Here is a 15,304-nt window from a genome sequence, read left to right on the forward strand (position 1 = left end):
GCAGGCGGGCTGGTCCCATCGTGAATTCGGGGTTTTGCTTGCGCCGTCTGCTTTCCGTTGCCGTTGCCCTGGCCGCTGTGGCCACCATTGCCGTGCCTGCCCAGGGCATGAAATCTCCGCACGTGCAGGTGTCGGCCGATCCGGCCCATCCGCCCGAAGTGGTGGCGCCGATCGCCCTGCTGATTGACGTCAATTCTGGGCGGGTGCTGTTCGAGAGGCAATCCCACCGCCGCTTCGTGCCGGCTTCGCTGACCAAGATCATGACCAGCTATGTCGCGTTCGAACTGGCCGCGCGGGGCAAGCTCAAGCTCGATGCGAGCTTTGCCATGCGGGCCGAAACCTTCCGCCAGTGGCATGGCGTGGGCAGCACGATGTTCCTGGAAAACAACAGCCAGACCCGCGTCGCCGATCTGCTGGAAGGCATCGTGACTGTCTCGGCTAACGATGCTTGCGTCGTCCTGGCAGAGGGGGTTTCGGGCGACGTGCCCGGCTTTACCGCGCTGATGAACGCGCAGGCCCGCGCGCTGGGCATGCGTGACACGCACTACAACACGCCCAATGGCTGGATGGATGAGGGCCGCACTTACGTTTCGGCGGCAGACCTGGCCACGCTGAGCACCGCGCTGATCACCCGCCACCCCGATTTCTATCGTCGGTTCTATGGCCACGAAACCATGATCTGGAACGGGATCGAGCAGCGCAACCACAACCCACTCTACGGCGTGGTGAACGGCGCCGATGGGGTGAAGACCGGCTTTACCAACGAGGCCGGCTATGGCCTGGTCGGATCGGCGCAGCGCAACGGCCGGCGCCTGATGATGGTGGTGGGCGGCTATGGCCGGCCGCAGGACCGTGCCCGTGATGGCGCGGCGCTGATCGAATGGGGCTTTGCCGCGTTCGATGAAAAGCCGCTGTTTGCCGCCGGAGATCATGTCGGCAGTGCACGGGTGCAGGGCGGCACGATTTCTAGCGTTGGCTTGGTGGCGCCCCGTCCGCTCGCGATGCTGGTAGGCCACGGCCAGTCGATGCGCCCGACGTTGTCGATCCGCTACAAGGGGCCGCTGCGCGCGCCGATCGCCAAGGGCCAGGAAGTGGCCACGCTGGTGGTTCACGCGCCAGGCCAGCCCGACGCACGCCTTCCCTTGGCGGCGGCAGATGCCGTGCCCAAGGGCGGGCTGTTCGATCGCCTGCGCAACGGCTTTGCCGCGATGACCGGGCAATGAGCGGCACTGGTCCCACCGGCCGTTTCGTGGTGTTCGAGGGTGGCGAGGGCGCCGGCAAATCGACCCAGGCGCGCCTTCTGGTCCAGGCGCTGGCCGCGCGCGGGATCGGCGCGGTGCTCACCCGCGAACCGGGCGGGACACCCGGCGCCGAGGCGATCCGCAACCTGCTGTTGAGCACGCAAGGCGAAGGCTGGGGCGCGCGAGCCGAAGCGCTGCTGTTTGCGGCCGCGCGTGCCGACCATGTCGAGCGGTTGATCCGCCCGGCGTTGGCGCGCGGCGACTGGGTGATCTGCGACCGCTTCATCGATAGCAGCCGCGCCTATCAGGGCGGCGGCAACGGGCTTTCGGATGCTGATGTCATGGCACTCCACGCCATTGGCAGCGAAGGGCTGCTGCCCGATTGCACGATCCTGCTGGAACTGCCAGCGGAAGAGGCCGCCGCGCGCTGCGCGCTGCGTGACCAGGGCCAGGCAGACCGGATCGGCGGGCGCGATGCCGCCTATCACGCGCGCGTTGCCGCCGCATTCGCTGGCTTTGCCGCTGCCGAGCCGGGGCGCTTTGCCCGCGTTTCCGCGCTGGGCAGCCCCGAGGCGGTCGGCGCGCGCATTCTTGATGCGCTGGCGCCATGGATGCCGCCAGCATGCTGATCGGCCACGAACACCCCTGGGAAACCTGGAATGCGGCCATGGCTGGGCAGCGCATGCACCACGGCTGGCTGCTGGCCGGTCGCGAGGGGCTGGGCAAGGCCAGCTTTGCGCTGGAAGCCGCAGCCAAGCTGGTGGCCGAGCCGGGCGTGCCGCAACCGCCGGCGCTGCATCACCCCGATATCCTGGTGCTCGAGCCGCTGCCGGCCAACGACGATGAGGCCAAGAAGCGTGACGATGGGCGTCCCTATGCCCGCAAGCGCAATATCAACGTCGACCAGATCCGCACGATGCTCCATCGCCTGCACACCCGGCCGACGCTGGGCGCGCGCCGTGCGGTGATCGTGGACGCGGCCGATCATCTGGAAAAAGGCGCAGTCAACGCGCTGCTCAAGGGGCTGGAAGAGCCGCCCCAGGGCACGTTCTTCCTGCTCGTGGTGCATCAGCTTGGCCGCCTGCTGCCCACGGTGCGTTCGCGCTGTCAGGTGCTGCGCTTTCGCCCGCTCGATCTCAAGGAAATGAACGAAGCCGTTTCATTATCCGCGCCCGAACTCGATGGCGAAACGCGCGCTGCCGCCATTGCCGTGGCGCATGGCTCGCCCGGGGCTGCGCTGACCTTTGCAACGCAAGATCTTGGGCGCCCCCTGGCGCTGTTGCGCGAGATACTACGCACCGGAGATCCCGACCTTGGCCTGCGCGGCGAACTGGGCAGCGCCTTGGGCGCACGGCCCGATCGCGAGCGATTGTTGGCAACGATCGAGGCGGCGCGCACCGTTCTGGCCGAAGAAGTGACGCAGGCCGGCGCCGACAACCGTCTGGCAATCATCGCGGCGCACCAGCATCTGGTCGACCTGGCACGCGAGGTGCCAACGCACAACTTTGATCCGGCATTGCTGGTTATGGAAATCGGCGGGTTGCTGGCGCGCGCTGCGCGCACTAGAGCGGGGGCAACATCCCGCTGAAGGAAGCGACTGTCGCCATGGGCGAACCCTATTACATCACCACCGCCATTTCCTATCCCAACGGCAAGCCGCATATCGGCCACGCCTATGAAGCGATCGCCGCCGATGTGATCGCGCGGTTCCACAAGGCGATGGGCCGCGACGTGCGCCTGCAGACCGGCACGGACGAGCACGGCCTGAAAATGGCGCAGAAGGCGCGCGACCTGGATCTGACGCCGGCGCAGCTGAGCGACCAGATGTCGCAGCATTTCATTGATATGTGCGCCGCATTGAACGTCAATTATGACGTATTCCTGCGCACCACCGAGCCACGCCACCACACCGCTAGCCAGGAAATCTGGAAGCGCATGGAAGCCAACGGCGATCTCTATCTCGATCGCTACGAAGGCTGGTACTCGGTGCGCGACGAGGCCTATTACGACGAAAGCGAACTGGTCGAAGGGGAAGGGGGCAGCAAGCTCTCGCCCCAGGGCACCCCGGTGGAATGGACCGTGGAGGAAAGCTGGTTCTTCCGCCTGTCGAAGTATCAGGACAAGCTGCTCGCGCTCTATACCGACAATCCCGATTTCATCCGGCCCGAGGCGCGCCGCAACGAGATGATCGCGTTCGTCTCGCAGGGACTGCGCGACCTTTCGGTCTCGCGCACCAGCTTTGACTGGGGGGTAAAGGTTCCGGGCAGCGACAACCACGTGATGTACGTGTGGGTCGATGCGCTGACCAACTATCTCACCGGCCTCGGCTGGCCGGAGGAAACCGACGCCTTTGCAAAGTATTGGCCGGCAAACCTGCACCTGATCGGCAAGGATATCGTGCGATTCCACACGATCTACTGGCCCGCCTTCCTGATGAGCGCCAACCTGCCGGTGCCGCACCAGGTGTTCGGTCATGGCTTCCTGCTCAACCGGGGGCAGAAGGAATCCAAGTCACTCGGCAACGTGACCGACCCGATCGCGCTGGCCGAACGCTTTGGCGTCGACGCAGTGCGCTATTTCTTCATGCGCGAAGTGGCGTTTGGCCAGGACGGCTCGTGGTCGGCCGAAGCGATCGTGACGCGCTGCAATGCCGAGCTGGCCAACAGCTATGGCAACCTGGTGCAGCGGGTTCTTTCCATGATCTTCAAGAACATGGACGGCAAGCTCGACACGTTTTCGAGCACCGATGCCGATGATGTCCTGCTCGCCACGGTCCACGCTGCCGCTGCCGAAGATCTGCCGCGCGAATTTGCCGCGCTCAACTTCTCGGCCGGGATCGATGCGTGGATGCGCGCAGTCTTTGCCTGCAACGCCTATATCGACGAGCAGGCACCGTGGACGCTGCGCAAGACCGACCCGGAACGAATGCGCGCCGTGCTGCTTACCCTGTTCATGGCCATTCGCGACCTGACCATTGCCATCGCCCCGATCGTGCCGACGGCGGCGGGCAAAGTGCTTGACCAGCTGGACATTCCGGCCGGCGAGCGCGGCTATGGCGCCTTGCACCATGCGGGCTGGTACATGGAGCGCGTGGCCACCGGGGAAGCCTTGGCGCAGCCGGTCGGCGCGTTCCCACGGCTTGAGCTGCCGGCCGAGGAAAGCGCGAGCGCCTGATGCTGATCGATTCCCATTGCCACCTCATTTACGAAGGCCTGGTTGATCGCCAGGCCGAGGCACTGACGGCAGCCCGCGCGCGCGGTGTGCGCGGCTTCCTCAACATCTCGACACGGCAGCGGGAGTGGGAAGAAGTCGTGGCCGTGGCCCATCGAGAGCCTGACGTGTGGGCAAGCGTGGGCATCCATCCGCACGAGGCGGATAGCCATGCTGATCTGGGCGCTGCGGTGCTGGCAGCGGCCACGGCAGACCCGCGCGTGATCGGCATCGGTGAAACCGGGCTCGATTACTTTTACGATCACTCCGACCGCCAGGTGCAGCAGGACTTGTTCCGCATGCACATTGGGGTGGCGCGAGACACCGGCTTGCCGCTGATCATCCATACCCGCGATGCCGAAGACGATACGCTGCGCATTCTGACCGAAGAAATGGGGAAGGGCGCCTTCCCGGCGTTGATCCATTGCTTCACCGCCAGCGCCGGCTTTGGCCGCGCGGTGCTCGACCTGGGCTTGACGATCTCGATTTCGGGCATCGTCACGTTCAAGAATGCCAAGGACTTGCAGGCCTTTGTTGCCGACATTCCCGATCATCGCCTGCTGGTGGAGACCGATGCGCCGTTCCTCGCGCCGATCCCCCATCGCGGCAAGAAGTGCGAACCGGCGTTCGTGGCCGATACCGCCGCGTTTGTCGCCGCGCTGCGTGGCGTCGCGATTGAGCAACTGGGCGCAGTGACCACCGACAACTTCTTCCGCCTGTTCAGCAAGGCGGAAAGGGTCACGGCATGAAGCTGGTCATGTTGGGATCGGGCACCTCCACAGGGGTGCCGCGCATCGGCAACGACTGGGGGGAATGCGATCCGGCCGAGCCGCGCAACCGCCGCACCCGCGTGGCGATCGTGGTGGAAGGCGCCGATGGCGCACGCATCCTGGTCGATACGCCAACCGATCTGCGCCACCAGTTGCTCGCCACCGAAATCGACCGGATCGATGGCGTGGTGTGGACGCACGACCATGCCGATCACACCCATGGCATCGATGATCTGCGCCCGCTGCGCATGGGCCGCGGCGCACCGATCCCGGGTTATGCTGCCGATGAGACCGTGCGCCGGCTGCGCCAACGCTTTGGCTATGTCTTTGCTGGCCAGCATGGCTATCACACGATCTGCAACCTCGATAACCTCGATCGCGTGCGCATGGTCGCCGGCATTGCCATCAGCCATTGCCAGATGGCCCATGGCCCGGCGCAATCAACCGCTTTCCGGTTTGAGCAGAATGGCAAGTCCATTGGCTATGCGACTGATTTTTCTGAAATAAATGATGAAATGATCAACCTGTTCTATCGGGTTGACGTGCTGGTAGTCGATGCCTTGCGGCGGCAGCCACATCCCACGCACGCCCATCTGGCGATGGCCCTGGAACTGGTCGACACCTGCCGGGCAGGCCAGGCGGTTCTGACGCATCTCGACAAGTCGATGGATTATCGCACCTTGTGCGGCGAAACGCCCGACAACGTCCAGCCAGGCTATGATGGCCTGGAAATCAGCCTGTGAGCGCACTGAAAGGATAGCGCCATGATCACGCCCGATCGCATCGTCGCCTTGATCGGCCTGATCATGGCGCTGGTCCTGGTATCCCGCAACGGCGCGCTGCGCCGCGTGCAATGGCCGGCACGGCTCCAGATGGCGCTGATCTGGGGCGTGATCATCGTGCTGACGGCCTTAGTCTATACCTGGCTCAAAGCCCGCTGATCCGGGCTTCAAGTCAAGTTCATTTTACATAATAAATCTTATCCATACCGCGGATAGCGCGTGACGGGCGGTGCCGATCACACCGCCGCACCCGCCAGGATCTGCTTGAGCGCGGCGACGTGTTTGCCAAAGCGCGTGCGCCCGATTGCGGTGATCCGCGCCCAGGTGCGCTGCCGCCCATCGACCGGCGCCTTGCGCAGTGCGATCAGGTCTGCGTCAGCCAGGGCCGACAGATGCTTGGACAGCACGGAATCGCTGCACTTGGTAATCTCGCGCAGCCGGGCGAATTCGGCATCCTGCACGTGGCTCAACACCGCCATGACTTGCAGCCGCGCTGGCGCCTGGAGCAAAGGTTCCAGCCCATCGAGATCGGCCGTGGTTTCAGCCTCGGTCGCCACGCTCATGCCTCTTGCATTTCGCGCACGAACACGCGCTGCCACGTCACGCTGCCCCAATAGCTGATGCCAAAGGTGATGACGGCCAGCGCCAAGCTGAGCAGCGGCATGCCGGCATGCAGGCTGGCCCAGACACTGGCGATGTAGAGCGCGGCGATACCCAGCAACAGCAGCAGCGCCACGCGCCGCGTGCGCCCACGGCGATAGCCATTGATGAACACACCGAGCCGGCGGCGGTCGGACATCACGCAGGCGATGATCCCGGCCATGACGGCGACAAACAGCGCGATGCGCCAGCCAAACGCCACCGCTGGCGTTGCCACCAGCACCGCTTCGCACAAGGCGAAAGCCGCGTGGCGCCAGGGCGGACAGGCGAGCGTGGACAGCTCGCGCTGGGCGCCAACGACGGCACCCAAGGCGGCGCGGGCTTCATCTTTTCCAATTGCGCTCATCATGTCATTCCTCACTTTCCATGTTGGAAAGCGATACAGCAGACTTTCCGATTCGGAAAGAGATAATTTTCCAGAATGGAAAGTGATCATGTCGGATTGCTAGAGGGGTGCCATTTGACCGTTTGCAGCCTAGAAACAGCGTCATGTCTGACTCCGTTTCCGCACCCGCCTTATCGTCTCCCTCGCTGATCCGCCTTTTGGCGATCATGGCCCGCCTGCGTGATCCGCACGGCGGCTGCGAATGGGATCTGGCGCAAAACTTCGCCTCGATCGCGCCCTACACGATCGAGGAAGCCTATGAAGTGGCCGATGCCATCGCGCGCGACGACATCGCCGCGCTGCGCGAGGAACTGGGCGATCTGCTGCTCCAGGTGGTGTTTCACAGCCGCATGGCGCAGGAGGCCGGCCATTTCGCCTTTGACGATGTTGCCGCCGCGATCGCCGACAAGATGGAAGATCGCCATCCTCACATCTTTGGCGGCGAGGATGATCACGGCCAATCGCGCGAGGAACGCTGGGAAAACCGCAAGGCTGCCGAACGCGCCGCCAAGGGCGCGCAGAGTGCGATGGATGGCGTCGCCCTCGCCCTGCCCGCGCTCATGCGCGCGGAAAAGCTGCAGAAGCGCGCCGCGCGCGTGGGGTTCGACTGGCCCGATACGGCAGGTCCCACCGCCAAGGTGATCGAGGAGCTCGACGAGCTCGCCGCGGCGCAAACCACAGCGGAACAGCTGGATGAAGCCGGCGACCTGCTGTTTGCCGCCGTCAACGCCGTGCGCGCCTATGGCATTGCCCCCGAAGACGCGCTGCGCCACGCCAATGCCAAGTTCGAGCGGCGTTTCCGCGCGATGGAGGCATTGGCGCAAGGACGCTTTGCCACGCTGGACCTGGATGCCCAGGAAGCACTGTGGCAGGCGGTGAAAGTGTCAGAGCGTGGTGAAGCGGCCGATATCAGCGAGGCTTAACCGCACGCTGAGGCGCAGTGCCGTCTGGTCTTCGTTGGGCTCTTCGCGCAGCACTTCACCATGGGCGTGCAGCCAGGCCAGGCGCTGGCCATCGCTGACGGGCACAGTGAGTTCCAGCACTTGCGCATTCCCGGTCAGCATGTCGCTCAAGACACTGAGCAGGGTATCGGTGCCCTCCCCCGTCATGGCGGAGATCGGCACGACCTTCTGCTCGGGCACGCCATGAGCAATCATCGCCTCGCGCATGGCGCGTTCGTCTTCGGCGAGCAGATCCCACTTGTTCCAGGCCTCGATGATCGGGATTTCGCTGCCACCCTCACCGATCACGCCCAGATCCGTAAGGATTTCTTCCACCTCGGCCTTTTGCTGGGCCGCCGCCGGGTTGGCGATATCGCGCACGTGCACGATCACATCGGCCGCCGTCACCTCTTCCAGCGTGGCGCGGAACGCCGCGACCAGCTGTGTCGGCAGATCGGAAATGAAGCCGACCGTGTCTGACAGGATCGCCTTTTCCACCCCCGGCATGCGGATGGCGCGCATGGTGGGATCGAGCGTGGCGAACAGCAGGTCTTCGGCCATCACCGCGGCGCCGGTCAGGCGGTTGAACAGCGTAGATTTTCCGGCGTTGGTATAGCCGACAAGGGCAATCACCGGCCATGGCGCGCGCTGGCGCCGTTCGCGATGCAGGCCACGGGTGCGGCGCACCTGTTCCAGTTCGCGGCGCAAGCGTGCCATGCGGTTGCGGATCATCCGCCGGTCCGCCTCGATCTGGGTTTCACCTGGGCCGCCAAGGAAGCCAAAGCCGCCGCGCTGGCGTTCGAGGTGGGTCCAAGAGCGAACCAGGCGCCCAGCCTGGTAATCGAGATGGGCGAGTTCCACCTGCAGCCGCCCTTCGGCGGTGGCGGCACGTTCGCCAAAGATTTCGAGGATCAACCCGGTGCGATCTATCACCTTGCGCTTGAGCTTGTCTTCCAGGTTGCGCTGCTGGATTGCCGACAGCGCCCCATCGATGATGACGAGCTCTGCCTCGTTCTGTGTGGCGCTGACGGCGAGGCGTTCGACCTGCCCTTCCCCGAACAGCGTGCCGGGGCGCACCGCGCGGATCGGCACGATGAACGCGTCGACCACTTCGATGCCAATGGCGCGGGCCAGGCCCTGCCCTTCTTCCAAGCGCGCTTCGGCATCCTCGCCCAAGCCGCCGCGCTGGCGAATATCGGGCAGAACAACAATGGCGCGCGCGCCACGGGTGACTTCGCCTTCGATGTCACCCGCATTGCGTCCAAATTCGAAAGTGCTCAGTTCGCTTCGCCTTCCCAGTCACCCGTCAGATCGACATGGCCGGCCGGCTGAATCGTCGAGACGGCATGCTTATAGGCAAGCTGCACATAGCCTTCGCGTTCCAGCAGCATGCAAAAAAGGTCGTAGGCCGCGACCTTGCCCTGCAGCATGACGCCGTTGACGAGGAACATGGTAACCTGCACGCCGGCATCGCGCACGCTCGACAGGAACACCTCCTGCAACAGGCGCTTCTTGCCGTTTTCGTCGTTGCCGCTCTGGAAGTGGGCAACCGAAAGCTGCTGGCCCGGCATGATCGTGGAGATCGCATGCTTGTAGACCAACTGAGACTGACCATCGCGGCGCAGCAGGATCGAGAAATTGTCAAACCAGGTGACGATGCCCTGCAGCTTGACGCCCTTCACCAGAAACATGGTGACGGGAATCTTGTTCTTGCGCAGATGGTTGAGGAACACGTCCTGAAGGTTCTGGCCCTTCACCGCGCCGCCGCTGGCGACAGGTGCGGGCGTAGTCGCAGGCGCAGCGGCCTCGGCAGGGGCTGCGGCTTCAGACTTGGCGCGGGGACGCGCAGACAGGGTCTTTCCGGTCATTCTTGTGACTCCGTTCTATTGGCGGGCCCCGGTCCTTTCGGCGCTATTCCGGGGCTTCGCGATCTGGCTCACGATCATTGCGGTGCAAGATGACACGACAATGGCCATGGGCCGGCTTCGAACCTTGTCTTATGGCCGCTTTGCGGCTGCGTAAACCGGGTTTTTGTCGCAAACGTTCGCTTGTGCGTAAAAGCCTGGTGGAACGCCCGCCAGGCGGTCAGTCGTCTTCCTCGTCCTCGCGCCGCTCGGCCATGCCCAACAGCTTGAGCTTGCGATGCAGGGCAGAGCGTTCCATTCCGATGAAGCTGGCGGTCTTTGAGATGTTGCCGGAAAAGCGCCGGATCTGCACCTTGAGGTACTCGCGCTCGAAATTCTCGCGCGCCTCGCGCAGCGGCACGCCCATCAACGCCGAGGTGCCGGTATCGGCGCCAAGCCGGGTGGAGACGATTTCGGCGGGCAGCATGTCTGCCTCGATCCGGGCCAGGCGCTCGCGCGGGGTGAGGATGATCGTGCGCTCCACCACATTGCGCAGCTGGCGCACATTCCCCGGCCAATCATAACTTTGCAACGCGGCCATGGCCTCGGGCGTGATGCCCGGCGGCGAAACGCCCTGCTCGCTGGCATAGCGGGTGAAGAAATGATCGACCAGCGAGGGGATGTCGTCGCGCCGATCGGTCAGCGGCGGGATCGCGACTGGTACCACGTTGAGGCGGTAGAACAGGTCTTCGCGGAAACGCCGCTCGGCGATTTCCTTTTCGAGCGGGCGCGAGGAAGAGGAAACGACCCGCACGTCCACGCGGATTTGGCGATGGCCTCCCACGCGCACGAATGCCTGCTCGGTCAAGACGCGCAGGATACGCGCCTGGCTCGAGGCTGGCATGTCGGCCACTTCATCGAGGAAGAGCGTGCCGCCATCGGCCATTTCCAGCAAGCCGGCGCGCACCAGCTTGCCATCGGCTTCTTCGCCGAACAGTTCCTGTTCAAAGCGTTCGGGCGTGATGCGCGCGGAATTGACGGTAATGAAGGCGTTCTGCGCGCGCGGGCTCCAGCTGTGGAGCAGGCGCGCGGCCACTTCCTTGCCCGACCCGGCCGGGCCGGTGATCAGCAAGCGGCTGCCGGTGTTGGCCACCCGCTTGAGCGTGGCGCGCACCTGGTTGATTGCCGCCGAATTGCCGGTGAACTCTTCCGAGGCGACGAAGCCCTGGCGCAGGCGCTGATTTTCCCGGCGCAGGCGTTCCGTTTCGGTGGCACGTTCCACCAGCAGCAGCAGGCGTTCGGCCTCAAACGGCTTTTCGAGAAAATCCATCGCACCGCGGCTGATGGCCGAAACGGCGGTATCGATATTGCCGTGGCCGGAAAAGATGATCACCGGCAGTTCCGGCTCGCGCTTCTTGATCTCGTCCAGCACTTCGAGCCCGTCCATCGGGCTGCCGTGCAGCCACACGTCGAGCAGGACCAGGCTGGGGCGGCGTTCGTCCACCGCTGCCAGGGCCGAAGTGCTGTCACCGGCCAGGCGGCAGCCATAGCCTTCGTCGCTGAGCACGCCCGCCACGAGTTCGCGGATGTCACGTTCATCGTCGACGATCAGGATATCGAGAGCCATGGGAATTTCTGAGTCCTGTGGAAAAAGCCTGATGGAATCGTGCGGTCCAGAAAGGATCAATGCGGCGCGGCAGCCACTGTATCGACGGGCGGTGCATTGGCAGGGGCCACGCCCCCGGCCTGGGCCAGGGGATCGCGGGCAAAGCGCATGGTCACGCGGGTGCCACCTTCCGGCTCGTTGGCAAAGGCCATGTCGCCGCCATGCTCCTCGACAATCTTGTTGACGATTGCCAGGCCCAGCCCGGTGCCCTTTTCACGCGTGGTGACGTAGGGTTCGAGAATGCGCTCGCGCTCCACCGGCAGGCCAACGCCATTGTCGATCACGGTGACCACGACGGCCGCATCATCGGCATGCAGCTGCACCGCGATGCGGCCGCGGTAATCAAGGTCAGACACCTTTGCGCGCTGCTGCTCGATCGCCTCTACCGCGTTCTTGAGCACGTTGGTCATCACCTGGCCGAACTGGTGCCGATCGCACTGGAATGGCACGGCCGGCGCATCGCTGGTAAAGCTGAAGCTGACCTCGCCATGCGCCACTTCCTGAAGGAACAGCGCCTGGCGCACCAGATCGCTGGCATCCTCACTGCGGAACACCGGCTTGGGCAGGCGCGCGAACGAGGAGAACTCGTCCACCATTTTGCGCAAGTCGCCCACCTGGCGGATGATCGTGGCAGTCAGTTCCTCGAACAGTTCGGGATCGGTCACGATCTGCCGGCGATAGCGGCGCTTGAGGCGCTCGGTCGCCAGCTGGATCGGCGTCAGCGGGTTCTTGATCTCGTGTGCGATGCGGCGGGCGACGTCCGACCAGGCCGCGCGGCGCTGGGTGATCAGCTGGCGGGTGATGTCCTCGAACGTGATCACGTGGCCGTGGCGATCGGCCCGTGCCTTGACCGCGAGGGTGAGCAGTTCACCCTGGCGGGCATATTGTACGATGCCGCTGCTTTCGCCGTTGGCAACAAGCTGCGCGATCTGTGGCGCGATTTCGGTCAGCGTGCGGCCATCGGCAGAGACGCGGGGATCTTCGAGCAGGAGCTTCTGCGCCGAAGAGTTCATCAGCTGGATGGTGCCATCCGGCCCAACCGAAACGATCCCGGCCGTGATCGATTCCAGCACGGTTTCGATGAACACGCGCCGCACGTCGAGCTGGGCGTTGGCATTGACCAGCGCCTGGGTCTGCCCTTCCAGTTGCGCCGTCATGCGGTTGAAAGCGCGGGTCAGCATGCCGACCTCGTCGATGTTCTTGACCGGTGCCACGCGCATGGCAAAATTGCCGCTGCCCACGCTGCGCGCGGCCTTGACCAGTTCGGCCAGCGGGGCAACCTGGCGATCGGCAAAGCGCAACGCCACCCACACTGCCAGCATTACCAGCGCCAGGCTGATCACGAACAGCGCGACATTGAAACGCAACTGGATCGCGCGCGCACTGCGGCTGAGCATGTCATAGGCGGACAGCACGCTGTTGGCGCGCTCGAACTGGCTCAGCGCCAGCTTGTCGGAGTTGCGTGCCACATACAGATAGATGCCGCGCTGGTGATCGATTGGGGTGACCGCCTCGATCCGCTCGGCTGAGGCGTTGACGACGACCTGCTCCCCGGCATCGAGCTTGCGCAGTTCATCGGGCGTAACGCGCTCGCGGTTGTCCTTCGCATTGGGATCAACGATTGCAGCGGTGCGCAGGGTGCCATCGCGGCCGCGCTCGATGATCGCGCTCTCGTCCATCTTGCGGCTGTAGACCTGCCAGGAATAGCCGGCGAGAAAGTCCTGGCTGGTGATCGGGGCCTGGTCGAAATAACCGCGCACGTCGCCGGCCATGGCCACGCTTTCGCGGCCGACATCGCGCAGCTTATCGGCGTAATAGCCGCGGGCCAGGCTGTTGGCATTTTCCAGCATGCCGCGGGAATCGCTGGAAAACCAGAATTCCACGCCAGATTGGAAAAGCAGCGAGGCAAAGATCACGACCAGCAGCGTGGGGATCGCCGCGATCAGCGAAAACAGCCAGACCAGGCGCACGTGCAGCCGCCCGCTGGTGCCAAGGCCGCTGCGCGCGGCCCGCGCCAGGGCCAAGCGGCGGCCCGCCAGCACGATAAGCGCCATGGCCGGCACCAGCGAGCCGATGAGCAGGACCGAGGTGAGCCGTGCCGGCAACAGTTGATTGGCGGCGCTGTTGGCGCTGACCGTCTGCCATGAGACCATCAGCATGGTGATCAGCGCGGTTCCGGCAGTCATTTCCAGCAGGAGGAACACGTTGGCGCGGCGCAGCGACACCAGCAGCCGTCGCCACCAGCGCGGCAGTCGTTTGCCCGAACGTGTTGCATTTGCGACCATCGTGGCGCCTTTACAACGCTGCTGTTGCAAAAATGCAAGTGCTTTTATGACACACCGCGTCTGGACGAGGCGCGTCAGCGACCACCCAAGGCATCTTCCGGCGCAATGCCCAGATCGACCAGGCGCTTGCGCAGCGTGTTGCGGTTGATCCCCAGCAGTTGCGCGGCTCGCAACTGGTTGCCGCCGGTCTGCGCCAGGGCATGAAGGAACAGCGGCCGCTCGAACGCGGCCAGCGCGGTGTCATAGAGCATGCCCGGCTCGGGGCGCGCCTGGATCAGGAATGCGTCGAGGGCCGTAGCGAAATCGGCCGGGGCAGCGTTGCCGATGCCCGCTTCGGGCTCGCCAGCGCGCTGGGCCGCGTTATCGCTGGCCAGCAGTGGTTCGATCGTGGCGTCATCGACCACATCGTCGCGCGCCAGCAGGGCCAGGCGGAAGATGAAATTGCGCAATTCGCGCACGTTGCCGCGCCAGGGCTGGCGCGCGAGCAGTGCCGCACCCGCGGCCGACAGCTGCCGCCGGGGCAATCCCTCGGCTGCGGCCCGCGCCAGGAAATGGCGGGACAGCGCCTCCACGTCGTCAGCCCGCTCGCGCAGTGGCGGCAGTTCGATCGGCACGACGGCGAGGCGGTAGTAAAGGTCTTCGCGAAATGTGCCGGCGGCGATCATCGGCACCAGATCGCGATTGGTTGCCGCAATGATCCGACAGTTGAGCGCGATTTCCTCCGTGCCGCCCACGCGGCGGATGCGCCCGGATTGCAAGGCGCGCAGCAAGCGGGTCTGCGCCTCCAGCGGCATGTCGCCGATTTCGTCGAGAAACAGCGTGCCGCGCGCGGCCTGTTCGAACTTGCCGATCTGGCGGGCAACGGCGCCGGTGAACGCGCCCTTTTCGTGGCCGAACAGCTCGCTTTCGATCAACTCGTGCGGGATGGCAGCGGTGTTGACCGCCACGAACGGCCCGTCCCGCCGGTTGCCCAGTTGGTGAATCGCTTCGGCCACGAGTTCCTTGCCGGTGCCGGATTCGCCCAGGATCAGCACGGTCAGATCATTGCGCAACACGCGCGTGATCATGCGATAGACCGCCTGCATCGCCGCGCTACGCCCGACCAGCGGCAGGCCCTGCCCCAGGTCTTCGGCAGCATCGGGCAGATCGCTGCCGTCCAACGCGCCCAGCGCCTGGCGCACGGTGCGCACCAGTTCTTCCAGGTCGAACGGCTTGGGAAAATATTCAAACGCGCCAGTATCGCTCGCCCGCACCGCGGTATCGAGCGTGTTCTGCGCCGACAGGATGATCACCTGCATGCGCGGAAACGCCGCGCGCACGGGGGGAAGCGTTTCGATGCCGTCACCATCGGTCAGCATCACGTCGGTCAACATCAGGCCATAGGGCTTGCTCGCCAGCAGGCAATCGCGCCCGGCAATGCTGTCGCAGCGGTCAACGTGCAGGCCCTCGGCCTCGAGCGCCGCGGTGATGACGATGGCGATGGAGGAATCATCCTCGACCAGCAGAATCGACTCTTTCAT

At 64.7% G+C, this 15,304-nt stretch carries 15 protein-coding genes; 8 read left to right on the plus strand and 7 right to left on the minus strand.

Annotation, left to right across the window (positions count from 1 at the left end):
* Positions 1–107 precede the first annotated feature (107 nt).
* The 7 genes from IP65_RS06290 to IP65_RS21265 are packed head-to-tail and all read left to right on the plus strand — an operon-like array spanning position 108 to position 6,162.
* Positions 108–1,223: a D-alanyl-D-alanine carboxypeptidase family protein gene (locus IP65_RS06290; RefSeq protein WP_054131264.1), complete on the plus strand. Its 1,116-nt coding sequence runs from the start codon at positions 108–110 to the stop codon at positions 1,221–1,223.
* Positions 1,220–1,870, plus strand: coding sequence for a dTMP kinase (gene tmk, locus IP65_RS06295; protein ID WP_054131135.1), 651 nt, complete (start codon positions 1,220–1,222; stop codon positions 1,868–1,870). The genes IP65_RS06290 and tmk overlap by 4 nt, the downstream gene beginning before the upstream one ends.
* Positions 1,864–2,829, plus strand: a complete 966-nt coding sequence (locus tag IP65_RS06300) for a DNA polymerase III subunit delta' (protein ID WP_231627580.1) — start codon at positions 1,864–1,866, stop codon at positions 2,827–2,829. Before tmk ends, IP65_RS06300 begins: the two co-directional genes overlap by 7 nt.
* Positions 2,830–2,846: 17 nt before the next feature.
* Positions 2,847–4,415 (plus strand): methionine--tRNA ligase, encoded by a 1,569-nt coding sequence (gene metG / locus IP65_RS06305; protein ID WP_054131137.1) that lies wholly within the window; start codon positions 2,847–2,849, stop codon positions 4,413–4,415.
* Positions 4,415–5,200, plus strand: coding sequence for a TatD family hydrolase (locus IP65_RS06310; RefSeq protein WP_054131138.1), 786 nt, complete (start codon positions 4,415–4,417; stop codon positions 5,198–5,200). The genes metG and IP65_RS06310 overlap by 1 nt, the downstream gene beginning before the upstream one ends.
* Complete coding sequence (locus IP65_RS06315) at positions 5,197–5,964, plus strand: MBL fold metallo-hydrolase (RefSeq protein WP_054131139.1); 768 nt, start codon at positions 5,197–5,199, stop codon at positions 5,962–5,964. The genes IP65_RS06310 and IP65_RS06315 overlap by 4 nt, the downstream gene beginning before the upstream one ends.
* A gap of 21 nt (positions 5,965–5,985) precedes the next feature.
* Positions 5,986–6,162 (plus strand): hypothetical protein, encoded by a 177-nt coding sequence (locus IP65_RS21265; RefSeq protein ID WP_022678466.1) that lies wholly within the window; start codon positions 5,986–5,988, stop codon positions 6,160–6,162.
* A gap of 77 nt (positions 6,163–6,239) precedes the next feature.
* Here IP65_RS21265 and IP65_RS06320 read toward each other — a convergent pair whose 3' ends face one another.
* Together IP65_RS06320 and IP65_RS06325 are read right to left on the minus strand one after the other, a co-directional pair.
* On the minus strand, positions 6,240–6,566 hold the full coding sequence (locus tag IP65_RS06320) for a transcriptional regulator (RefSeq protein ID WP_022678467.1): 327 nt from the start codon (positions 6,564–6,566) through the stop codon (positions 6,240–6,242).
* Complete coding sequence (locus IP65_RS06325; protein ID WP_156306440.1) at positions 6,563–7,012, minus strand: hypothetical protein; 450 nt, start codon at positions 7,010–7,012, stop codon at positions 6,563–6,565. The genes IP65_RS06320 and IP65_RS06325 overlap by 4 nt, the downstream gene beginning before the upstream one ends.
* Positions 7,013–7,152: 140 nt before the next feature.
* Here IP65_RS06325 and mazG point away from each other — a divergent pair, with 140 nt between their 5' ends.
* Positions 7,153–7,971 carry a nucleoside triphosphate pyrophosphohydrolase gene (gene mazG, locus IP65_RS06330; RefSeq protein WP_022678469.1) on the plus strand — a complete coding sequence of 273 codons (819 nt, stop codon included), beginning with the start codon at positions 7,153–7,155 and terminating at the stop codon, positions 7,969–7,971.
* Here the strand turns inward: mazG and hflX are convergent.
* The 5 genes from hflX to IP65_RS06355 all read right to left on the minus strand — a co-directional run bounded on the left by hflX (position 7,933) and on the right by IP65_RS06355 (position 15,304).
* A complete protein-coding gene (hflX, locus tag IP65_RS06335; protein ID WP_028658439.1) occupies positions 7,933–9,270 on the minus strand; it encodes a GTPase HflX in 1,338 nt (445 codons plus the stop codon). The genes mazG and hflX overlap by 39 nt on opposite strands.
* Positions 9,267–9,857 carry an RNA chaperone Hfq gene (hfq, locus tag IP65_RS06340; RefSeq protein ID WP_022678471.1) on the minus strand — a complete coding sequence of 197 codons (591 nt, stop codon included), beginning with the start codon at positions 9,855–9,857 and terminating at the stop codon, positions 9,267–9,269. The genes hflX and hfq overlap by 4 nt, the downstream gene beginning before the upstream one ends.
* A gap of 217 nt (positions 9,858–10,074) precedes the next feature.
* Complete coding sequence (locus tag IP65_RS06345; RefSeq protein ID WP_022678473.1) at positions 10,075–11,460, minus strand: sigma-54 dependent transcriptional regulator; 1,386 nt, start codon at positions 11,458–11,460, stop codon at positions 10,075–10,077.
* A 56-nt stretch (positions 11,461–11,516) separates the two neighbouring features.
* Positions 11,517–13,784, minus strand: a complete 2,268-nt coding sequence (locus IP65_RS06350) for an ATP-binding protein (RefSeq protein WP_022678474.1) — start codon at positions 13,782–13,784, stop codon at positions 11,517–11,519.
* A 74-nt stretch (positions 13,785–13,858) separates the two neighbouring features.
* Entirely contained in the window at positions 13,859–15,304 is a 1,446-nt protein-coding gene (locus IP65_RS06355) for a sigma-54 dependent transcriptional regulator (RefSeq protein ID WP_028658440.1), read from the minus strand.

This window comes from Novosphingobium sp. AAP1 (assembly GCF_001295765.1).
Lineage (GTDB): Bacteria > Pseudomonadota > Alphaproteobacteria > Sphingomonadales > Sphingomonadaceae > Novosphingobium > Novosphingobium capsulatum.